Origin of the sequence: Halopelagius fulvigenes (genome assembly GCF_042662625.1) — an archaeon.
Classification (GTDB): Archaea; Halobacteriota; Halobacteria; order Halobacteriales; family Haloferacaceae; genus Halopelagius; species Halopelagius fulvigenes.
Map to the genome: position 1 here is coordinate 598,349 of NZ_JBHSXH010000009.1, position 19,217 is coordinate 617,565.

General features: G+C 68.2%; 21 protein-coding genes and 2 pseudogenes. 15 read left to right on the forward strand and 8 right to left on the reverse strand.

Features of this window, described 5'->3' with window-relative positions; genetic code table 11:
* Positions 1 to 254: 254 nt before the first annotated feature.
* The 8 genes and pseudogenes from ACFQEV_RS05500 to ACFQEV_RS05530 form a co-directional block, all read left to right on the forward strand.
* Positions 255 to 622 (forward strand): annotated as a pseudogene (locus tag ACFQEV_RS05500) (site-2 protease family protein); the annotation flags it as partial.
* Positions 601 to 894, forward strand: coding sequence for a CBS domain-containing protein (locus tag ACFQEV_RS05505; RefSeq protein WP_379694588.1), 294 nt, complete (start codon positions 601 to 603; stop codon positions 892 to 894). The pseudogene ACFQEV_RS05500 and the gene ACFQEV_RS05505, both read left to right, overlap by 22 nt.
* A 135-nt stretch (positions 895 to 1,029) precedes the next feature.
* Complete coding sequence (locus ACFQEV_RS05510) at positions 1,030 to 1,365, forward strand: cupin domain-containing protein (protein ID WP_379693406.1); 336 nt, start codon at positions 1,030 to 1,032, stop codon at positions 1,363 to 1,365.
* Between the two features lie 122 nt (positions 1,366 to 1,487).
* Entirely contained in the window at positions 1,488 to 2,486 is a 999-nt protein-coding gene (locus tag ACFQEV_RS05515; protein ID WP_379693409.1) for a beta-ribofuranosylaminobenzene 5'-phosphate synthase family protein, read from the forward strand.
* 24 nt (positions 2,487 to 2,510) lie between these two features.
* Positions 2,511 to 2,714, forward strand: a pseudogene (locus ACFQEV_RS05520) (RAD55 family ATPase); the annotation flags it as partial.
* A gap of 84 nt (positions 2,715 to 2,798) precedes the next feature.
* A complete protein-coding gene (locus ACFQEV_RS19890; RefSeq protein WP_464391816.1) occupies positions 2,799 to 3,089 on the forward strand; it encodes a DUF8135 domain-containing protein in 291 nt (96 codons plus the stop codon).
* Between the two features lie 68 nt (positions 3,090 to 3,157).
* Positions 3,158 to 3,487 (forward strand): transcription factor S, encoded by a 330-nt coding sequence (locus ACFQEV_RS05525; protein ID WP_379693412.1) that lies wholly within the window; start codon positions 3,158 to 3,160, stop codon positions 3,485 to 3,487.
* A gap of 36 nt (positions 3,488 to 3,523) precedes the next feature.
* Positions 3,524 to 3,946, forward strand: coding sequence for a hypothetical protein (locus ACFQEV_RS05530; RefSeq protein WP_379693414.1), 423 nt, complete (start codon positions 3,524 to 3,526; stop codon positions 3,944 to 3,946).
* On the opposite strand, the gene ACFQEV_RS05535 is transcribed toward ACFQEV_RS05530, so the two are convergent.
* Positions 3,925 to 4,542 carry an alpha/beta hydrolase gene (locus ACFQEV_RS05535; RefSeq protein ID WP_379693417.1) on the reverse strand — a complete coding sequence of 206 codons (618 nt, stop codon included), beginning with the start codon at positions 4,540 to 4,542 and terminating at the stop codon, positions 3,925 to 3,927. The two genes, ACFQEV_RS05530 and ACFQEV_RS05535, sit on opposite strands and share 22 nt — an antisense overlap.
* 52 nt (positions 4,543 to 4,594) lie before the next feature.
* On the opposite strand from ACFQEV_RS05535, the gene ACFQEV_RS05540 reads away from it, so the two are divergent.
* The 3 genes from ACFQEV_RS05540 (at position 4,595) to ACFQEV_RS05550 (ending at position 8,213) form a co-directional block, all read left to right on the forward strand.
* Complete coding sequence (locus ACFQEV_RS05540) at positions 4,595 to 5,431, forward strand: PspA/IM30 family protein (protein ID WP_379693419.1); 837 nt, start codon at positions 4,595 to 4,597, stop codon at positions 5,429 to 5,431.
* 89 nt (positions 5,432 to 5,520) lie between these two features.
* Entirely contained in the window at positions 5,521 to 6,588 is a 1,068-nt protein-coding gene (locus ACFQEV_RS05545) for a DUF7972 family membrane protein (protein ID WP_379693422.1), read from the forward strand.
* Between the two features lie 50 nt (positions 6,589 to 6,638).
* Positions 6,639 to 8,213, forward strand: a complete 1,575-nt coding sequence (locus ACFQEV_RS05550) for a glutamate-cysteine ligase family protein (protein WP_379693424.1) — start codon at positions 6,639 to 6,641, stop codon at positions 8,211 to 8,213.
* A 16-nt stretch (positions 8,214 to 8,229) separates the two neighbouring features.
* Here the strand turns inward: ACFQEV_RS05550 and ACFQEV_RS05555 are convergent, their stop codons facing one another.
* The 3 genes from ACFQEV_RS05555 to ACFQEV_RS05565 are packed head-to-tail and all read right to left on the reverse strand — an operon-like array spanning position 8,230 to position 11,284.
* Entirely contained in the window at positions 8,230 to 9,273 is a 1,044-nt protein-coding gene (locus ACFQEV_RS05555; RefSeq protein ID WP_379693427.1) for a dipeptide epimerase, read from the reverse strand.
* A complete protein-coding gene (locus ACFQEV_RS05560) occupies positions 9,274 to 10,326 on the reverse strand; it encodes a DUF1611 domain-containing protein (protein ID WP_379693428.1) in 1,053 nt (350 codons plus the stop codon).
* A gap of 52 nt (positions 10,327 to 10,378) precedes the next feature.
* A complete protein-coding gene (locus tag ACFQEV_RS05565; RefSeq protein ID WP_379693431.1) occupies positions 10,379 to 11,284 on the reverse strand; it encodes a Vms1/Ankzf1 family peptidyl-tRNA hydrolase in 906 nt (301 codons plus the stop codon).
* Between the two features lie 294 nt (positions 11,285 to 11,578).
* On the opposite strand from ACFQEV_RS05565, the gene ACFQEV_RS05570 reads away from it, so the two are divergent.
* Complete coding sequence (locus ACFQEV_RS05570) at positions 11,579 to 11,734, forward strand: rubrerythrin-like domain-containing protein (RefSeq protein ID WP_379693433.1); 156 nt, start codon at positions 11,579 to 11,581, stop codon at positions 11,732 to 11,734.
* Positions 11,735 to 11,754: 20 nt separating this feature from the next.
* A complete protein-coding gene (gdhB, locus tag ACFQEV_RS05575; RefSeq protein ID WP_379693435.1) occupies positions 11,755 to 13,050 on the forward strand; it encodes a glutamate dehydrogenase GdhB in 1,296 nt (431 codons plus the stop codon).
* 52 nt (positions 13,051 to 13,102) lie between these two features.
* Here gdhB and ACFQEV_RS05580 read toward each other — a convergent pair whose 3' ends face one another.
* From ACFQEV_RS05580 to ACFQEV_RS05590, 3 genes are all read right to left on the reverse strand, one after another.
* Complete coding sequence (locus ACFQEV_RS05580; protein WP_379693438.1) at positions 13,103 to 13,453, reverse strand: DUF5802 family protein; 351 nt, start codon at positions 13,451 to 13,453, stop codon at positions 13,103 to 13,105.
* 83 nt (positions 13,454 to 13,536) lie between these two features.
* Positions 13,537 to 13,935, reverse strand: coding sequence for a hypothetical protein (locus ACFQEV_RS05585; RefSeq protein ID WP_379693441.1), 399 nt, complete (start codon positions 13,933 to 13,935; stop codon positions 13,537 to 13,539).
* Entirely contained in the window at positions 13,925 to 14,965 is a 1,041-nt protein-coding gene (locus ACFQEV_RS05590; protein ID WP_379693443.1) for a zinc-binding dehydrogenase, read from the reverse strand. Before ACFQEV_RS05590 ends, ACFQEV_RS05585 begins: the two co-directional genes overlap by 11 nt.
* A 79-nt stretch (positions 14,966 to 15,044) precedes the next feature.
* On the opposite strand from ACFQEV_RS05590, the gene ACFQEV_RS05595 reads away from it, so the two are divergent.
* On the forward strand, positions 15,045 to 15,656 hold the full coding sequence (locus ACFQEV_RS05595) for a MogA/MoaB family molybdenum cofactor biosynthesis protein (protein WP_379693445.1): 612 nt from the start codon (positions 15,045 to 15,047) through the stop codon (positions 15,654 to 15,656).
* Between the two features lie 21 nt (positions 15,657 to 15,677).
* Here the strand turns inward: ACFQEV_RS05595 and ACFQEV_RS05600 are convergent, their stop codons facing one another.
* A complete protein-coding gene (locus tag ACFQEV_RS05600; protein WP_379693447.1) occupies positions 15,678 to 17,150 on the reverse strand; it encodes an alpha-amylase domain-containing protein in 1,473 nt (490 codons plus the stop codon).
* A gap of 139 nt (positions 17,151 to 17,289) precedes the next feature.
* Between ACFQEV_RS05600 and ilvD the strand changes: the two genes are divergently transcribed.
* Complete coding sequence (ilvD, locus tag ACFQEV_RS05605) at positions 17,290 to 19,047, forward strand: dihydroxy-acid dehydratase (RefSeq protein ID WP_379693449.1); 1,758 nt, start codon at positions 17,290 to 17,292, stop codon at positions 19,045 to 19,047.
* Positions 19,048 to 19,217 lie beyond the last annotated feature (170 nt).

Here is a 19,217-nt window from a genome sequence, read left to right on the forward strand (position 1 = left end):
GACCGTTGGCCCCCATCCCCGACGGTCCCCCCTGCCGTCGGTGCGACCGAACAACCAGAGGCACCCACCCGTCGCCTCCCGGAGACGACTCGTCGTCGCAACGAGTCCCGACCGGACCGGACGTCGCGTCCGTCCGCCGGGTCGAAACGATAGCTCACGTTCGGCGTCGCGCCGAACCCGTCCCTTCCGCAGACGTTCCCGAAATCGGACCGAACGTCGTGGTTTTCTCCTCCGTAGTTCCCGTATCTTCGACGATGAGAAGTTTCACCGTCGGAGCGGTGTGGGGAATCCCCGTCCGAATCAACGCCTCGTTGTTCCTGTTTCTCCCGGTGTTGGCGTGGCTTATCGGAAGCGGGACGCAGATAGAGACGTACGCGGGCATCGTCGGGGGGTTCGCCCCGGGGGAGTTGGACGTCGCGGCCCTCCGGGCGGGCGCGACGCCGTGGGTCATCGGCGTCGCCGCCTCCGTCGGCCTGTTCGTCAGCGTCCTCCTCCACGAACTCGGCCACTCGTACGCCGCGCGCCGGTACGGTATCGACATCGAGTCCATCACGCTGTGGATATTCGGCGGCGTGGCGAGTCTCCGGTCGGTCCCCGCGAGTGGGACCGCGAGTTCTGGATCACGTCGTCGGTTACGTCTCCGTCGACGACCTCCGACGCCGCGACCTCGACGCCGACGCGCCCGTCTCGGCCGCCCTCGCGGACCCCGTTCCGAGAATCGACGCGGCGACGGACGCCTTCGAGGCGTTGGCGGATCTCCCCGGGGCGAAGGGGGGCTACGCGCTCGTGACCGAGGGCGGCCGAGTCGTCGGCGCACTCTCGCAGGCGGACTACGCCCGCGCGGTGCGACTCCGGCGTCGCGCGCCGACCGACGGCCGACCGACCGCGTTCTGACGCTCCCCGCCCGTCACATCCCCCGCCGTTCGCCCGTCTCTCCTCGATTCTTCCGTCCTTTTCCTCCTTCTCGCCCGTCCCTCTCCTCTCCCGCCCGCATCCGGATTTATCCGTCCGGCGACCCTCCCGTCGAGTATGGCCGAGGAGTTCGACGCACTCGCCGCCGCGGAATCGAATCTGGACCCCGACCGAGAGGAGGTAGCGACCGCCGAGTTGGTCGTCACCGACGACGTGTTGGTGAAGGCGTTCGCCCTCGGACCGGGCGCGACGCTCGACCCGCACGAACACGAGGACAGCACGAACGTCTTCCACGTCCTCCGCGGCGAAGTGACCGTCGTCCGCGAGGGCGACGAGGAGGCGGTCGAAGCGCCCGGGGTCGTCCGCCACGACAGGGGCGTCGCCCACGGGGCGCGGAACGAAACCGAGGAGACGGTCGTCTTCACCGCGAGTCTCTGTCCGCTCCCGCAGTAGCGACAGCGGTGCGGTAGGGGCATCGTAAGGACCCGTTAGCGACCGATTAAGTCCTCTCTATCGACCGTTCTCGGGTTGCCACCGTCGAAACCGACATACGCGCCCGTCGGGAACTGCCGCCGATGAGCGACCGCGTCCGCGTCACCGCCGGGGCCCGCCTCCACTTCGGATTCGTGAACCTGAGCCTCGCGCACGAACGCCTTTACGGCGGACTCGGCGTCGCCCTCTCCGACCCGGAGACGACGGTGACCGCCGAACCCGCGGACGGAGTCGTCTGCGACCGACCGGACGCCCGCGAGTACGCCGAACGCGCCGCCGACCTCCTCGGCGTCCCCGGGGCGCGCGTCGACGTCGAGTCGGCGCTTCCGCGGCACGCCGGCCTCGGAAGCGGCACGCAACTCGCGTTGACCGTCTTCGACGCGGTGGCGCGGGCCAACGGCAGAGAGAGCGACGTGCGGGCGGCCGCGCCTGACCTCGGACGCGGCGGCCGGTCCGGCGTCGGCGTCGCCGCCTTCGAGGGGGGCGGGTTCCTCGTGGACGCGGGACACCCGACGGCGCGCTTTACGACCTCCCGACCGGCGGACGGCGACTGGACGGTGCCGCCCGTCGCAGTTCGGCACGACGTCCCCGAGGAGTGGCGCTTCCTCCTCGTCCTCCCGGACGCCGACTCCGGACGAAGCGGCGACGAGGAGGACGACAGCATGCGCGCGGTGGTCGAACGCGCCGACCCGGCGGTGTCGGATCGCATCGCGGGCGTCGTGAGTCGCCGCCTCCTCCCCGCCGTCGCCGCCGGCAACGTCGACCGCTTCGGCGAGGCCGTCGCCGAAATCGGGCGGTTGAACGGATCGTGGTACGCCGACGAACAGGGCGGCGTCTACCGACCGCCGGTCGGCGAACTGGTGGCGACGCTCTCGGAACACCCCGCGGTGTACGGCGCGGGGCAGTCGTCGTGGGGACCGGCGGTGTACGGCGTCACCGACGCGGCGCGCACCGACGAGGCGCGGGCGGCCGGGCGGGCCGCACTCGACGCCGCGGGCGTCGGCGGCGAGGTTCGCGTCGTCGCCGGGCGCAACGCCGGCGCGCGGGTCGAACGGGCGGGCGAAGCGCCCCGGAACGGTTAACGGAAGGGACCGAGACGACGGAGCATGGACAGCATCCCCTTCGGGGTGTCCCGTCTCGATTCGATAATCGGCGGCGGGGCGCCGCCGGGAACGGTCGTCCTCCTCGTCGGCGACCCCGGCGCGGGCGCGCGGGAGTTCGCGTACACGAGTGCGGCGACGAACGCACTCGCGCACGCCGACGAGGAACTGTTCGACCTCCACTACGGGTCGCTTCACGACGACGCGGCCCCCCTCTCGGACCTCGCCCGCCGGGTGGGCGAACGGCATCGCCGCGAGTCGGGGGACGACGACGCGAACGCCCTGTTCGACGAGATGAACGTCGGCGGGGTGGACGAGGAGACGCTGTGGGCGAGTCTCGCCGACGCCGACGCCGCCAAGGCGACGCACGTCGGCGCGGGCGCGGCGGAGTCCGTCGAGGAGGTGCGCGGGGGCGTCCCTGGCTACGCCGACCACCTCGTCCCGAAGGCGGAGTTCTGCGAGCAGTGTCCGCACCTCTCGGACCCGCCGGAACTGGCGTGCGACCGCGAGGGGACCGAGATAGTCGAAGTCGCGGACTCGAACACCTTCCGCGTGCGGGACTGCCCGATGGTCGAAGACGAGTAGGCGGCGACCGGACGCCGTCGTGCGGCGCGTCCGAGACGCCTTTCACTCCGAAGCGCGAAGTCCACCCCATGCAGTTCTGCGACGACTGCGGTTCGATGATGGTCAACCGCGACGGCGAGATGGTCTGTACGAACGGCGACTGCGGGTCCACCGCCGAACAGGACCGAGACCTCGCAGAGCAGTTCGTCTCGACGGAGGAACAGAGCGGCGACGAACTCATCGAAACCGAGGAGGGTGCGAACTTCGAGGGGAAACCCACAGCGACGGACGTGACCTGCGACAAGTGCGGTCACGGCGAGGCGTGGTACACCATCAAACAGACCGGTTCGGCCGACGAACCGCCGACGCGATTCTTCAAGTGCAAGGAGTGCGGGCACCGGTGGCGCGGGTACAACTGAAGGCCGGTCGGTAGCCTCTCGTGACACCTCGCGAAGGTGTCAGACGTGTCCCTCCGCGAACGACTCTTCCTCCGCGATCGCCTCCGCCCGTGGCACGCCCTGATGCTCGCCGTCTTCCTCGTCGGCACGGCGTGGACGCTCCGGGACGTGACGCCGCTCTCGCTCTCGGCCGTCCTCGTGGCGAGTTTCCACGGCCTGCTTTGGCTCCTCGGCTTCCAGGTCACCGTCGGTATGCTCTGGGCGTACGCCGTCGAGTACTACAACGCGGGCGGGAAGTGGACCGACCTCCCGTTCGTTCTGCCCTTCGGCGTCGCTCTCGTCGTCGGCGTCGCAGTCGGCGTCGTCTTCGAGAGCGGCGGCGGCGCGGTGGGGGCGGCGTTCTGGACGTTCGTCGTCGTCGCGGGACTCGTCGCCGTCGTCGTCTGGGTCCGAGTCGGCTACCGCGAGTCCGTCGCCTGAAGGAAGGTGAGCAGAAAATCGGCCGCCCGAACCGCGACTTTCCCGGCCTGCCCGACGAAGAAGTGGTCCGCGCTGAACTCCTCGACGCTCTGGTGCGTCTCTCGCGCCCGTTCGACCACGGGTTCCCACTCGACGGTGTCGTCGCGCGTCCCGTACAGCACTTGGACGGGGACGGGGATGTCGTCGAACGACGCGGCCGCGTCCAGGTCGTCGGCGAGGCGGGCCGTCGGCGCGAGTGCGGAGACGGCCTCTGTCGGCGCGCCCTCCGCGGCGGCGAGAAGCGCCACCGTCGCGCCGAAACTGAACCCGAAGAGGCCCGCGCGGTCGTACCGTTCCCGCGCCCACGCGACGGCGTTCCTCGCGTCCGCCTTCTCGCCGTACCCCTCGTCCCACGCGCCGTAGTCGAACCGGAGGCAATCGACGCCGCGGGCCGTCAGTTCGTCGCTGACGGCGACGAGTCTGTCGTCGCCGCGGTGTCCGCTCTGTTGGGGGTGCGGCGGACAGGCGACGACGCACGCCGCCGCGTCTCCGCCGTCCGCTTCGTCCAGCGACGCCCGGACGTCTCGGCCGCCGGGAACGAGAACCGTCTCGGCCATACAACCTCTCTGTCGCGTGAGGTTTTAAGCCCGACGTGACCAAAAAGGGGGTATGGGAATCCTCTCGCGCACGTCGTACGTCATTCGGTCGAAGATAAACGCCATCCTCAATCGGACCGAAGACCCGGGAGAGACACTGGACTACTCCTACGAGAAGATGCGGGACGAACTCCAGCAGGTCAAACAGGGCATCGCGGACCTGACGACCCAGAAGAAGCGACTGGAGATTCAGAAGCGACGCCTCGAAGAGAACGTCGAGAAGCACAACGAACAGGCGCGCGAGGCGGTCAATCAGGACCGCGACGACCTCGCGCGGCAGGCGTTGGAGAAGAAGCAGTCGAAGATGAACCAGATAGAGGACTTGGAGACCCAGATAGCCAACCTCCAAGAGACGCAGGACACCCTCGTCGACAAGAAGAACCAACTGCAGAACCGCATCGAGGAGTTCCGCACGAAGAAGGAGACGATGAAGGCCCGCTACGACGCGGCGGAGGCCTCCACGCGCGTCTCCGAGGCGATGTCCGGCGTCGGCGACGAGATGGCCGACGTGGGCCGCGCCCTCGAACGCGCCGAGGACCGGACCGACGAGATGGAGGCGCGGTCGGCCGCGATGGACGAACTCGCTGACACGGGCGCGTTCGACGACGCCCTCTCCGACAAGGACTCCATCGACCGCGAACTCGAATCGGGGCGGTCCTCCAGAGAGGTCGATACGGAACTGGAGACGCTGAAAGCCGAGATGGGCAGAGGCCCCGCGCCGGAGGAGAGCGAAGACGTCGAGGCGGCGGACGCCGAGACGGAGGCGGACGCCGAGGCGGCAGACGCGGACGTCGCCGACGAGGAGGTCGAGGCCGAACTGGAGGAACTGAAGAACGAAGACGACGCATGAGGGTCGCCGGTCGGTTCTCCCGACTGTCAGCGCCGCCGACGGGCGGCCACGACTCCTTTAGCGCCCGTCGCTGAACGTCGGCACGACCGATGGTCTCCGACGGGAACAACACGGAGTCGAGCGAGGGGGAACCGAGCGACACGATGCGGAAGCGCGCGGGCGAGAATCGCCTGAAACTGTGGTTGTTGTTGGAAGCGAATCGGTGGTTCGTCTCCGCCGTTCCGCTCGTTTTGGTGTTCGCGTCGCTCATCGTCCTCGGCGTCCTCGACCCGGTACCGCTCCGGGCGGCGATGAAGTCGGCCGACCCCGTCGAGACGCTGTTTCAAGCCCTGTTGACGGCGACGATCACCGGCGTGACGCTGGTCGTCTCCATCAACTCGCTCGTCCTCTCGCAGGAACTCGGTCCGCTGGGCGACCAGAGACAGCGGATGTCCGGCGCGATGGAGTTCCGCCGCGACGTGGAGGAGGACTTAGACGTCACCGCGGCGCCGCCCGAGCCGTCGGCGTTCCTCAGAGCGCTCGTCGTCGCCGTCTCGGACCGCGCCGAGACGCTCGGAGAGGCCCTCTCGACGGGAGACGACGGAGAGGGGGACGCGGAGTTTCGCTCGCGCCTCGAGGAGTACGTCGACGAGTTGCGGGAGAACGCCTCCGAGGTATCCGACGAACTCGAAGGCGGCCAGTTCGGGACGTTCGACGTGCTGTTCGCCGCGTTAGATTTCAACTACTCGTGGAAGATATATCAGGCGCGACGGCTCCGAAACGAGTACGAGGACGAACTGCCCGAGGCCGTCGACGAGGCGTTCGACGAACTCGTGAACGTGCTGACGTACTTCGGCCCGGCCAGAGAGCACTTCAAGACGCTCTACTTCCAGTGGGAACTCATCAACCTCTCGCGGGCCATGCTGTACGCGGCGGTGCCGTCGCTCCTCGTGTCGACGGCGGCCATCCTCTATCTCGACAACCCCGGCACCATCACGGGGACGACGTTCGGCGTGGACAACATGGTGTGGACGGTCACCGCGGCCACCGCCGTCGCCGTCTTCCCCTTCACGATACTGCTCTCGTTCATCCTCCGCATCGCCACGGCGGCAAAGCGCACCCTCTCCATCGGGCCGTTCATCCTCCGGTCGGAGACGCGGAACGAGAACCTCGACTGAGGGCGGCGTCGCCGCAAGCCTCAATCCGACGGGGCGGTGACAGTTACGGGATGAACGAGCTGACCGAGGCGGTTCGGCGCGCGGCGGCGTCCGAGACGAGCGCGGAGTTCCAGCGACGCGTCGAGGCGCAGGCCGACGACGTCCTCGAAGACGTCCGGTCGGGTCGGCTCGACAACCGCCACTTCTCGGTCGGCCTCGAACTGGAGGCGTACGCGGTGGACGCCGACGGGCGACTCGCGCCCGTCCCGGAGGCGGCGTTCGACGCCCCGAACTGCAGTCCGGAACTCGGCGTCCACAACGTCGAGGTGCACACCCACCCCGACGCCGCGGCCGGAACCGGCTTCCGGCGGCAGGCGGCGACGCTGGAGACTGCGCTCGCGGGCGCGCGAACGGTGCTTCAGGAGGCCGACCGCAGACTCGTCCTCGACGGGATGTGGACGGTGCCGCCCGCGGAGGGCACGGCGGCGTACCTCGACGCGGGGACGGAGACGGACGGCGTGTTCCTCCCGGAGAACATGCGCCCGATTCCGCGCTACGTCGCCATCGACGCGGCGATTCGGGCGCGCGACGGGGGTCGCATCCCCGTCGGGTTGCCCGGACTCGACGACGCCCGGTCCATCCTCGTGGAGTCGCTCACCACGTCGATTCAGCCGCACCTGCAGATTCCGACGGCGACGGACCTGCCCCGATACCTCAACGTCGCAACGCGAACGATGGGGCCGGTGCTGTCGCTTTCGGCGAACTCGCCGTTCCTCCCGGCGGACCGCTACGAGGGACTCGACGCCGAGGACGTTCTCTCTGAGACGCCCCACGAGTGTCGCGTCCCGGTGTTCGAGCGGTCGGTCAACGTCGGAGGCATCGAGAAGTGCCGCGTCCCCGAGGACTACGACGACGTGGCGGAGGTAATCGACCGAATCGTCGAAGACGAGACGCTCGCGCCCGTCCTCTCGGAGGCGGGCGACGACGGCGACGCGGACGCGGAGGCCGACGGTGACGCCTCTTACGCCTCGTCCGTCCCGGAGTTCGTCACCAAGCGCGGCACGTTCTGGCGGTGGGTCCGACCCGTCTTCGGCGGCGACGTGCCCCACGTCGACGACGGGGGGTCGGCGGCCCCCGGAAACGACGACGCGTCGGTCAGAATCGAGTACAGACCCCTCCCGACGCAACCGACCGTCCGCGACACCGTCGGCCTGCAGGCGTTGGTCGTCGGACTCGTCCGCGGAATCGTCGTCGCGGACCACCCCGTCAAGGGCCTGGCGTGGGAGGACGCCCGCGACTCCTTCTACGCCGCCGTCGCGGACGGACCCGCCGCCGACTTGGAGTGGGTCGGCAGCCACGGCGACCGAATCGACGCGACGCCCGCCGTCCGCGACGAGGTGTTCTCGCTGGCGCGGCACGGCCTGCGCGAGTTGGGCGTCGAGGACGAGACGGCCGAGTGGCTCCTCTCGCCGATAGAGGCGCGACAGAGCGCCACGCACACCTCTCCGAGCGCGTGGAAGCGCGCCCGCGTCCGCGAACGACTCGACGCGGGCGAGACGCTCCCGGACGCCGTCCGCGCGATGCAACGAGAGTACGTCGAGAAGGCGGCGACCGGACGGGCGTTCGCCACGTGGGAGCGAGCCTAGGGTCGGCGAAGAGCGCTCAGTCGCTCCGCCGCGCGCCGGTTCCGCTCCGGTCCAGGCCGTCGAGGAGAATCTCCCCGTCCTCGATTAGGACGCCCTCGTAGTCGTCCGCTTCGAGGAGGAGTGCGCCGTCCAAGTCGGCGTAGTCGAGAAGGGGCGCGAGGTGGCAGGCGGCGGCGATGGCGGCGTTCGACTCCACCATACAGCCGAGCATCACTTCGAGTCCGTGCGCGCGGGCGGCGTGGACCATCCGCGTGGCCTCCGAGAGGCCGCCGCACTTCATCAGTTTCAGGTTCACGATGTCCGTCCGGTCGGCGACGGCGGGCACGTCTTCGAGCGTCACGCAGGACTCGTCGGCCGCTATCGGGAGTGCGCTCCGCTCGTAGACGAACTTCAGCCCCTCGGGGTCCTCCGCGGGGACGGGTTGCTCGATGAACTCGACGCCGTACTCCGCGAGCATCTCCGACTTCCGGACCGCCTCGCGGGGCGTCCACCCCTCGTTGGCGTCCACGCGAATCGTCGCGTCGGGCGCGCTCTCTCGGACCGCCTCGACTATCTCCTCGTCGCGGTCGGTGCCGAGTTTCACCTTCAGGACCGGATAGCCGGACTCGACGGCCGCCTCCGTCTTCTCTCTGATCCGCTCGGTCTCGTCCAGTCCGATGGTGAACGAGGTGGGCGGGCAGTCGTCGGCGTCCAGCCCCCACTGCCGGTAGAGGGGGAGGCCGAGACGCTTCGCGGCCAGGTCGTGGAGGGCGATACTGACTGCGGCGCGGGCCGCCGGGTTCTCGTTGACCGCCTCCTTCATCCGTCGCTCGATCCGCGCTATCGCGTGGGCGTCGCCGACGGACTCGACTTCGCGCAGGAGGTCCGGCAGGACGGCTTCGACGGTGTCGGCCGTCTCGCCGTAGTGCGCGGAGGGGGCCGCCGCGCCGACGCCCGTCATCCCGCCGTCGTCGGTGACGCGGACGACGACGTTCTCGGCCTCCGTCTGCGTCCCGCGGGAGATGGTGAAGTCGTCGGCCAGCGGGTACGACACCCGCTCGAACTCCGTCGTCAGCGTCATCTACTCCGCCCCCAGCACCGCGTCGAGAATCTCGTCGGCGTCGAAGCGGACGGGGTCCGTCGCGGGCGCGCCGAGCGATTCCCCGTAGGAGTCGACGGCCTCGCGCGCGGCGTCGTCGCCGTCGAGGTGGGAAGTGTTCAACGCGCCGGCGACGACGGACCCCTCGCGGACGGGCGCGGCGAGGTTCTTGTAGAGGTCCACGTACTCGGAGACGGGCGGTATCTCGAAGTCCTCGTAGCCGTGGATGGCGTCGCGCCCCTCGACGTGACAGAGGACCATCGCGTCGGGCATTGCGCCGTGGAGGATGCCGCAGGTGACCGCGGAGTAGGCGGGGTGGGTGATGCTCCCCTGCCCCTCGACGAACAGCACGTCGTAGTCGTCGCCGACTTCCAGAATCATCTCCTCTACCGCGCCGGCGGTGAAGTCGCTGACCACCCGGTCGATGGGGTTGCCCCACCCCGCGATCATGATGCCCGTCTGGCCGGTGGGGATGAACCCGGCGTCGATGCCGCGTTCGCGCGCCGCCTCGACCAGTTCCAAGGAGACGGTCATCTTGCCCACCGAGCAGTCGGTGCCGACGGTGAGGACGATGTCGGCGTCCACCTCGGCCGACCGGCCCTGCGCGACGCTCAGGTCGTCGTGGGGCTTCCGCACGTCGTTCAGTTCGACGCCGTGTTCGGCGGCGAGTTCGGCGAACTCCTCGTCCTCGGTGAGGAAGTAGTGCAGGCCCGCGATGACGTCACAGCCGCGTTCGATGGCGGTTTGCACGTCGTCGCGCCACGTCTCGTCGAACCCGCCGCCGATGGGGGCGATGCCGACCAACAGGGCGTCCGCCTCGGGCGCGTCGTCCATCGACTCAACGATCGGGACGTCCGGCAGGTCGCGGCGGTGGTCCGAAGCCGAGGTGCCGGGGTTGTCCCGGTCGAGGACCGCCACCACGTCGTAGTCGGCGTACTTGAGGACGCCCGTGGCCGTCTTCGCCCGTTCGGGGAACTTCTCGTGCGCGAGGACGACGACCCGAGTTCGGTCGCCGTCAGTCCGTGCGGTACTCATGGTGACACCTGACGCGAAGGGTGGGCTTAATCTCCGGTGGTTCCGGGGCGACTCAGAGGCGCGACAGCCGGGTGGTCCAGAACTCCCGGACCGCCTCGCGGAGGGCCTCCTCCGGTTCGCCCGAAGCGTCCACCGTCGCGCGGTGGTCCGCCAACCCCTCGAACTCCCCGAGGACGGTTCGCTCCCCGAGGACGACCAGCGTCCCGTCCCCGTCGCCGTCCGCCGCGTGCGCCTGAAGCACCTCCTTCGAGCGGTCGACGTGGTTCGACACCTGTTCGTCGCGCCGCCGTTCGAACCGCGCCTGCGAGAACCCGCCCTTCGAGTGGGCGTTCATCACGTCCGACTCCACGTCGTCTTCGAGGGTGACCTCCTCGCCGTCGAAGCGACCGAGGGCGAACAGGTCCGAGCGAACGAGGGCGACGCGGACGCTCCCCTCCGGTCGGAACCACGACCGGTCGACGCGGAACGACGACCCCCACTCGTCGAACGCCGCGGGCGGCGTCGGCGGTTCGAGGACGGCGGAGACGACGCCGGCGTCGTCGGTGTAGACGAGACACGGCGCGGCGCGGCGGACGAGGGCCGCCCGTTCGCCGAGTGCGTCCGCCACCGACTCCGGGACGCGGTCCTCGACCATCGCCGAGAGCGCACCCTCGGGGCCGGTGGTGACGGAGTCCAGACGCGAGAGCACCTCCTCCAGCCTGTCGCCGCGCAGGTCCTCCGTCCCGCGGAACTCCACCTCCGCCTCGCCGTCTTCGGAGAGTCGTTCGACGCGGTGTTCGAGTTCCTCGACGCGCGTCTCCAAGCGGTTTATCTCCGCTTCCGCCTCCTGCCGTTCGCGGACGGCCTCGCTTCGCCGTTCCTCCTCGGCCTCGGCGCGGCGTTCGAGGTGTCGCTTCTCCTCCTCTAACTCCTCGATTCGCTCCTTCAGTTCCGCCCGCCCCAGCAACTCGTCCAGCATGGTTCGACGCGCGGACCCGGGGTACTTCAGAGTTGCTTAGACTCGCCGCGCGACGGCGGGAGGCGGTCCGTTCGCGGCGTTGAAGCGAAGCGGTGTGTCAGTTACGGAGAGAGGGATGCGGACTCGACGGACGACGGGGTCTGCCCCTCTTCCGACGGACCGCCGAACGAGGCGCTTCCGGCCGGACGCGCGACCCGACGCGTTCGAACTGCTCCGTTCGCCTCTAGGGGGAGAATATGTCCCTAATATTACTATTACGATTAATACTTACACCTGGCGCTCGCACGTCCGAGTATGCCTCACGGGCAAGACGTTGAGGACGACACGTCGGACCATTCCTCCGAGTACGAATGTCTCGAGTGCGGCGCCATCGTCGAGTCTGAAACCCATCCGGGAGAGTGTTCGGAGTGCGGCGGCGACTTCCAGAACCGGGCGAAATCGCTCGAATAGTTTCCTCCCACGTTTTTACAATGTCCCAGGATACCTCTCCGACAGACGAGAGTACTCGACACTCTACGGAAACGCCGCCGGAAACCGCGCTCGACACCGCTCGACACCAACTCAACCAAGCCGCATCGTACCTCGACGTCGACCCGAACATCGTCGAACGACTCAACCACCCCGCGGCGGTCCACGAAGTGACCGTCCCCCTCGAACAGGACGACGGCACCGTCGAGATGTTCCGTGGGTATCGCGCCCAACACGACAGCGTGCGGGGGCCGTTCAAGGGCGGCCTGCGCTTTCACCCGCACGTCGGTCGCGAGGAGTGCATCGGCCTCTCGATGTGGATGACGTGGAAGTGCGCGGTGGTCGATATCCCCTTCGGCGGTGCGAAAGGCGGCGTCGTCGTCAACCCGAAGGAGTTGAGCGACGACGAAATCGAGCGGTTGACCCGCCGCTTCACCAACGAACTGCGGAACGTCATCGGCCCCATGACGGACATTCCCGCGCCGGACATGGGGACCGACGCGCAGACGATGGCGTGGATCATGGACGCCTACAGCGTCCAGGAGGCCGAGACGATACCCGGCGTGGTGACGGGCAAACCGCCCGTCATCGGCGGAAGTAAGGGCCGAGAAGAAGCGCCTGGGCGGAGCGTCGCCATCATCGCCCGAAAGTTACTGGACTACTACGACTACCCGATAAAGGAGACGACGGTGGCCGTGCAGGGGTTCGGAAGCGTCGGCGCGAACGCCGCCCAGTTGCTCGACGATTGGGGGGCGACCGTCGTCGCCGTCAGCGACGTGAACGGCGCGGCCTACGACCCCGACGGACTCGACACCCGCGCGATACCCTCCCACAACGAAGAACCGGAGGCGGTGACGACCTACGCCGACGAGACCATCGGCAACGAGGAGATACTGGAACTCGACGTGGACCTCCTGATTCCGGCGGCCATCGGGAACGTCATCACCGAGGACAACGCCGGGGACGTCCAGGCGGACATGATAGTCGAGGGCGCGAACGGGCCGATAACGTTCGTCGCGGACTCGATTCTCGCCGAGAGGGACATCCCGATAGTGCCCGACATCCTCGCGAACGCGGGCGGCGTGACGGTGAGTTACTTCGAGTGGCTTCAGGACATCAACCGCCGTTCGTGGTCGCGCGACAGGGTGAACGAGGAACTCGAAGAGGAGATGCTCTCCGCGTGGAACGCCGTCCGGCGGGAGGTCGAAGAACGCGACATCACGTGGCGCGACGGCGCGTACGTCGTCGCCCTCTCGCGGATCGCCGACGCACACGAGAGCCGCGGGCTTTGGCCGTAAGCGTCCGGCTATCCGTACCGAAGTCGCGAAAAGAATCGGCGTCGTGAGCGTGCTACGCCACGGCGGCGTCGTCGCCGAACTTGTAGCCCGAGTACCGGAGCAGTTCGGCCGCGCGTTCTCGCTTCGCGAGGAGGACGTCGCGGTCGTCCGGCAGGCCCTCGTCGGCGAACGAACTCGGGACGGCGAGGGTCCCCGACGGGACGGACTCGTCCCCGAGGACGGGGATGTGCGTCTGCTCTAACTTCATGACGAGGGGCGCGTCGAGTGGCGTCACCCCCTCGTCCGCGTACAACTCCTCGTTGACTCTCTCGTGGTCCGTCCGGTGGATGGCGGGCACCTCGCCGTCGTACGGTTCGACGTACAACCGGCCGAGGTAGTAGCCGCTCGAAAATTGCTCGAACATCTGTGCGTGACGTTCTCACCCACGGATAGATATAAGAGTTGTCGCCAACGCTTATGTCGGACCGCAAAACGAGGAGACGCCGGTCAGTCGTCGTCGCGTCGGCCGCCGTTCGTCGCGCCGGTCATAGACCACACCGCGGTGAGACCGAGGACGACGGCGGGGAGCAACGGGAGGACGAGCAACGCCACGACGTACGGGACGCCGAACGACCCGAGGAACGTCGGGCGCAGGTAGATGAGTCCCGGGACGACGAGCGTACAGAACACTAACACGACCACGAGTCCCCAGCCGGTTCGCCCGAATCCGGAGGGTTCGGGCCCTTCGGGCACGGGTTCGCCGTCCGGGCGGTGGACGTAGCCCCCCTCTGTATCGGACTGCGTCCGAGTAGCCGACGAGCGTCGCTCGCCGGTGTCACCGGAACGCTTCGCGTTCCGGTCTGCGGACGAGACGCTTTGCGTCTCGTCGATGCCGTCAGAGTTCACTATCGGGGATTACGACTACCTTGCCAAAGCCCTCACGGTTCTCTATCATCTCGTGTGCGCGCGCCGTCTCGCTCATCGGAAGCACCTCGCGGATGCGCGGTTCGAAGGTGCCGTCCCAGACGAGTTCGAGGACGTCGTCGGCCTGTCCGGGGGTCGCCATCGTTGACCCGATGACCTGCAGTTGGTTCCAGAAGATGCGGTTCAGGCCCGCGCCGGGGTTCCCGCCGGTCGTCGCCCCGCAGGTGACGAGACGGCCGCCCTTCCGCAGACTCTTCAGGGAGTCCTCGTACGTCGCCTCCCCGATGTGGTCCACGACGACGTCCACGCCGCGCTTGTCGGTTATCTCGCGGACGCGCCCCGCGAACTCCTCGTCCTCGTAGTTGATGAGGTGGTCCGCGCCGCAGTCTTCGGCGTACTCCAGTTTCTCGTCGGTGGATGCGGTGGCGAACACCTCCGCGCCCGCGTAGTCGGCGATTTGGACGGCCGCGTGGCCGACGCCGCCCGAAGCGCCGTGGACAAGGACCTTCTCGCCGGGGTCAACGTCGGCGCGGTCCACGAGCATCCGCCACGCCGTCTGAAAGACCAGCGACGCCGACCCGGCGGTCTCCCACCTGACGCCCTCGGGGACGGGGACGAGGTTCTCCGCGGGGACGGCGGCGTACTCCGAGTGGACGCCGCGCACGTGTTCGCCGATGATGCGGAAGTCGGGTGCCAACGTCGGGTCGCCGTGTCGGGAGAACTCGTCGTCGCCGTTCGAGACGCCCGCGATGAGAGCCACGCGGTCGCCCTCCTCGAACCGCGTCACGCTCTCGCCCACCTCGTCCACGACGCCGGCCATGTCGCTGCCGGGGACGTGCGGCATCTCCAAGTCGAGCCCGGGCAGTCCGCGCCGCGTCCAGACGTCGAGGTGGTTCAGCGCCGCCGCCTTCACGTCCACGACCACCTCGCCGCGGTCCGGTTCGGGGTCGGGGAACTCGCCGTACTCGATGACGTCTCGGTCGCCGTGCTCCGCGAATTGGACTGCCTGCATACCAGTTCCGTGGGGCGGGACCCACTAAATACCGCGCTCCGTCCGCACGATTTTCCCCGTCCCGTCCGAACGTCGGCGTATGAACGACGGACCACAGATAGACGCCGACCACGAGGCCGCCGACCATCAACACGACTCCGACGGGGACGACCATCGCCACGAACACGACGATCACCACGACCACGACGACCACCACGAACACGACGTCGAAACCGTCGGCGTCGCCGTCGTCACCATCTCCTCGACGCGTTCGCTCGACGACGACCCGGCGGGCGACGCCGTCGTCGCGGCGTTCGACGAGGCGGGCCACGAGGTGGTCACGCGCCAACTGGTGGACGACGACTTCGACGGGATTCAGGCCACCGTGGACAACCTCGTGGACCGAGAGGACGTAGACGCCGTCGTCACCGCCGGCGGCACGGGCGTGACGCCCGACGACGTGACCGTCGAAGCGGTGGACGACATCCTCAGGAAGCGACTGCCGGGGTTCGGCGAACTGTTCCGCCGACTGTCGTACGAGGAGATAGGCACGCGCGTCGTCGGGACGTGCGCCGCCGCGGGCGTCTCTCGGGGGGTCATCATCTTCTGTCTGCCCGGGAGCGAGAACGCCGCGCGCCTCGGCACCGAGGAGATAATCGTCCCCGAGGTGCCGCACCTCGTCGGACTGGCCTCCCGCGACGGGGAGGAGTGAGGCCGCGCCGCGGTGGCGCGGTCAGGGCGGCGCGTAGAACACCCACGACTCGGCGGGGACGGTCACGTCCACGTACCCGTCACCGTCGGTCGTCACGTCGTCCGCGTTACCGCTGTAGTCGTTGAGCGTCCGGTTCGTCCACGAGGTGTACACGCGCTGGGTGTGCGACCCGTTCGGGTCGTTGTTGATGCCGACGAGCAGGTTGTTGTACCGTTCGTAGACGGCGAGATTCGAGGAGGCGTGCCGCCAGTGCAGTTCGCCGCCGCAGAGGTTGTCGCGCACCCACACCATGTTGTTGATGGCGCTATCGTCGAGTATCTCGGTCGGATAGAGGTTGTACACCATCGGGACGCCCTCCGTCGTGAGGACGAAGGCGTGGGCGAGGTGGTACTGCGACGGCGCGCCCTCGTCGTGGTTCTGCACGAACGGGTGCGCGTGCCACGGGTCTTGGGCGACCAACCCGGCCCCCTGCAGTTGGCTCATGTCGCCCTCCTCGAAGACCCGGTCGAGGACGAAGTACAGCGGGTAGTCGAAGGCGTCCATGCCCGTGTCAACGTACGTCTGCACGTAGTCGAGACTGCCGCTGTACACCTCGCCGATGCGGGCCATCCCGAGTTCGTCGGCCTTCGGGTTCGCGTGGTCGCGCCAGTACTTCTCCTCGACGTGCTTGACCGCGTCGAAGCGGTACCCGTCCGCGCCCGTCCCGGCGATTTTCTCCATGTAGTTCATCAGTTCGCTCCGGACGTACGACGAGGTGGACGACTCGTACTGCGCGAGGTCCGGTAAGCCGAGGAGTTCGCCGTGTTCGACCTGGTGGTCGTCGTTCCAGTCGTCGATGCTCCCCACGTCGTGGTGGAAGTCGTCGTAGGAGAACCGCGGGAACTCGTAGTCGTGGCCCGTCGCCATGTGGTTCATCACGCAGTCGACGTACACCTCCAACCCCTGCGCGTGCGCTTCGTCTATCAGGTTTCGGAGGTCTTCCTCCGTGCCGAACTCGCTGTCGAACGTGGTGAAATCGACGGGCTGGTACCCCAACGGCGGGTCGTTGCGCCCGTTCTGCTCCGACCACGAGATGTCGCTTCGCTGCGGCGCTTGAATCCACACCGCGTCGTACCCCCGATCGGCCACCGTCGAGAGGTTCTCCGTGATGGTCGGCCACGTCTCGTGGAAGTACTGGAAGTGAGCGGGTTCGCCCGAGGCGGCCGAGCCCCGTCCGGCGAACGCCCGAATCGACGCCGCGAGTCCGGTCGCCGAGAGCGCTCCGAGGAACGTCCGCCTCGTAAGCGCCGCGCGAACCGTCTCGTCGCCGGATCCGTCCCCCAACTCGGTCGTCTCCGCCGACTCCGCCTCCCCGTCGGCGTCGCCGTTCCGCGGGCCGAACTCCGAGACGTGCGCGTCGCCGTTTCGGGCCGCGCGCCGGGCGGCCTCCCGGTCCGATTCGCGTCGTCGGCCGCGTCTGTTCGTCGCGTCGTCGTCCGAACCATGGGTTACCATAGCACGAGTTACGTACTATTACTTCACAAATATACCTAATTGACGATGATGGTGAATGAGTGCCGCATCCGGAGGCGTTTCGGGGGCGAATGCTGGTGGTTCGGTGTGCTTTAAGCCGGTCGGGAAGCAACGACGGGATATGAGCCAACAAACCCCGCGGGGGGACGCCGACGAGGACGAGGCGTTCTCTCACGGAAAGGACCCGAACCTACAGAGTTCGGAGGTCACCGAGGGTGCAGACCGCGCCCCGCACCGCGCGATGTTCCGCGCGATGGGGTTCGACGACGAGGACTTGGGGTCGCCGATGGTCGGCATCGCCAACCCCGCCGCGGACATCACCCCGTGTAACGTCCACCTGGACGACGTGGCCGACGCCGCCATCGAGGGCGTCGAGGACGCCGGCGGGATGCCCATCGAGTTCGGCACCATCACCATCTCGGACGCCATCTCGATGGGGACCGAGGGGATGAAGGCCTCCCTCATCTCTCGGGAGGTCATCGCCGACTCCGTCGAACTCGTCGCCTTCGGCGAACGGATGGACGCCCTCGTCACCGTCGCCGGGTGCGACAAGAACCTCCCGGGGATGATGATGGCGTCCATCCGGACGGACCTCCCCTCCGTGTTCCTCTACGGCGGGTCCATCATGCCCGGCGAACACGAGGGCCGGGAAGTGACCGTCCAGAGCGTCTTCGAGGGCGTCGGCACGTACGCCGAGGGCGAGATGAGCGCCGACGAACTCGACGAGTTAGAGCGCAACGCCTGCCCCGGCGCGGGGTCCTGCGGCGGGATGTTCACGGCGAACACGATGGCGTCCATCAGCGAGGCACTCGGGATGGCACCGCTCGGAACCGCGGGCGCGCCCGCCGAGTCCGAGGAACGCTACGAGGTGGCCCGCCGGTCCGGCGAGGCCGTCCTCGACGCCGTCGAGAACGACATCCGCCCCTCCGACGTCCTCTCGAAGAAGTCCTTCGAGAACGCCATCGCCCTGCAGGTGGCCGTCGGCGGGTCGACGAACGCCGTCCTCCACTTGCTCGCACTCGCCGCCGAGGCCGGAATCGACCTCGAAATCGACGAGTTCGACGAGATATCCCGGCGCACGCCGAAGATCGCGAACCTCCAACCCGGCGGCACGAAGGTGATGAACGACCTCTACGAGGAGGGCGGCGTCCCCGTCGTCATCCGCCGACTCCTCGACGCCGGCCTGTTCCACGGCGACGCGATGACTGTCACCGGCCGCACCATCGAGGAGGAACTCGAACGGTTGGACCTCCCGGACGACGACGAGATCGATGGCGACTTCATCTACACCGTCGACGACCCCTACCAGGAGGAGGGCGCGATCAAGATCCTGAAGGGCAACCTCGCGCCCGACGGCGCGGTGCTGAAGGTGACCGGCGACGACAAGTTCCACCACGCCGGCCCCGTCCGCGTCTTCGAGAACGAGGAGGACGCCATGGAGTACGTCCAGGATGGCCACATCGAATCGGGCGACGTCATTGCCATCCGCAACGAGGGGCCGCAGGGCGGCCCCGGCATGCGCGAGATGCTCGGCGTCACCGCCGCCGTCGTCGGACAGGGACACGAGGACGACGTGGCGCTTCTGACGGACGGTCGGTTCTCCGGAGCGACCCGCGGCCCGATGGTCGGTCACGTCGCGCCCGAGGCGGCCGTCGGAGGACCCATCGCCCTCCTCGAGGACGGCGACGAGGTGACCGTCGACATCCAGAACCGCGAACTCTCCGTGGACCTCTCCGAAGAGGAACTCGCAGAGCGAAGAGAGGAGTGGAAACCGCACCCGCCGAACTACACCTCCGGCGTCCTCGCGAAGTACGGCAACGACTTCGGGTCGGCCGCCAACGGCGCGGTGACGAACCCCGGCGCGAAGCGAAAGGACTGAACTGACCTCCCTTTCGGTCCGGCTTTTCGAGCGAGCGAAGTTTCCGTGAGCCGAAGGCGAACGAGAGCACGGGAGAACGAATTTCTCCCGGAGCGATGGAAAGGCGGAATAGCGCGGTGACGAACCCGGCGCGAAGCGAGAGTGACCTCGACCGACCGCGACTCACTCCG

What these genes read in the sequence shown, in the direction of transcription:
- ACFQEV_RS05510 (WP_379693406.1), top strand. Translation starts at nt 1,030, where the DNA reads ATGGCCGAGGAGTTCGACGCACTCGCCGCCGCGGAATCGAATCTGGAC.
- ACFQEV_RS05515 (WP_379693409.1), top strand. Translation starts at nt 1,488, where the DNA reads ATGAGCGACCGCGTCCGCGTCACCGCCGGGGCCCGCCTCCACTTCGGA.
- ACFQEV_RS19890 (WP_464391816.1), top strand. Translation starts at nt 2,799, where the DNA reads ATGAACGTCGGCGGGGTGGACGAGGAGACGCTGTGGGCGAGTCTCGCC.
- ACFQEV_RS05525 (WP_379693412.1), top strand. Translation starts at nt 3,158, where the DNA reads ATGCAGTTCTGCGACGACTGCGGTTCGATGATGGTCAACCGCGACGGC.
- ACFQEV_RS05535 (WP_379693417.1), bottom strand. Translation starts at nt 4,542, where the DNA reads ATGGCCGAGACGGTTCTCGTTCCCGGCGGCCGAGACGTCCGGGCGTCG.
- ACFQEV_RS05540 (WP_379693419.1), top strand. Translation starts at nt 4,595, where the DNA reads ATGGGAATCCTCTCGCGCACGTCGTACGTCATTCGGTCGAAGATAAAC.
- ACFQEV_RS05545 (WP_379693422.1), top strand. Translation starts at nt 5,521, where the DNA reads ATGGTCTCCGACGGGAACAACACGGAGTCGAGCGAGGGGGAACCGAGC.
- ACFQEV_RS05550 (WP_379693424.1), top strand. Translation starts at nt 6,639, where the DNA reads ATGAACGAGCTGACCGAGGCGGTTCGGCGCGCGGCGGCGTCCGAGACG.
- ACFQEV_RS05555 (WP_379693427.1), bottom strand. Translation starts at nt 9,273, where the DNA reads ATGACGCTGACGACGGAGTTCGAGCGGGTGTCGTACCCGCTGGCCGAC.
- ACFQEV_RS05560 (WP_379693428.1), bottom strand. Translation starts at nt 10,326, where the DNA reads ATGAGTACCGCACGGACTGACGGCGACCGAACTCGGGTCGTCGTCCTC.
- ACFQEV_RS05565 (WP_379693431.1), bottom strand. Translation starts at nt 11,284, where the DNA reads ATGCTGGACGAGTTGCTGGGGCGGGCGGAACTGAAGGAGCGAATCGAG.
- ACFQEV_RS05570 (WP_379693433.1), top strand. Translation starts at nt 11,579, where the DNA reads ATGCCTCACGGGCAAGACGTTGAGGACGACACGTCGGACCATTCCTCC.
- gdhB (WP_379693435.1), top strand. Translation starts at nt 11,755, where the DNA reads ATGTCCCAGGATACCTCTCCGACAGACGAGAGTACTCGACACTCTACG.
- ACFQEV_RS05580 (WP_379693438.1), bottom strand. Translation starts at nt 13,453, where the DNA reads ATGTTCGAGCAATTTTCGAGCGGCTACTACCTCGGCCGGTTGTACGTC.
- ACFQEV_RS05590 (WP_379693443.1), bottom strand. Translation starts at nt 14,965, where the DNA reads ATGCAGGCAGTCCAATTCGCGGAGCACGGCGACCGAGACGTCATCGAG.
- ACFQEV_RS05595 (WP_379693445.1), top strand. Translation starts at nt 15,045, where the DNA reads ATGAACGACGGACCACAGATAGACGCCGACCACGAGGCCGCCGACCAT.
- ACFQEV_RS05600 (WP_379693447.1), bottom strand. Translation starts at nt 17,150, where the DNA reads ATGGTAACCCATGGTTCGGACGACGACGCGACGAACAGACGCGGCCGA.
- ilvD (WP_379693449.1), top strand. Translation starts at nt 17,290, where the DNA reads ATGAGCCAACAAACCCCGCGGGGGGACGCCGACGAGGACGAGGCGTTC.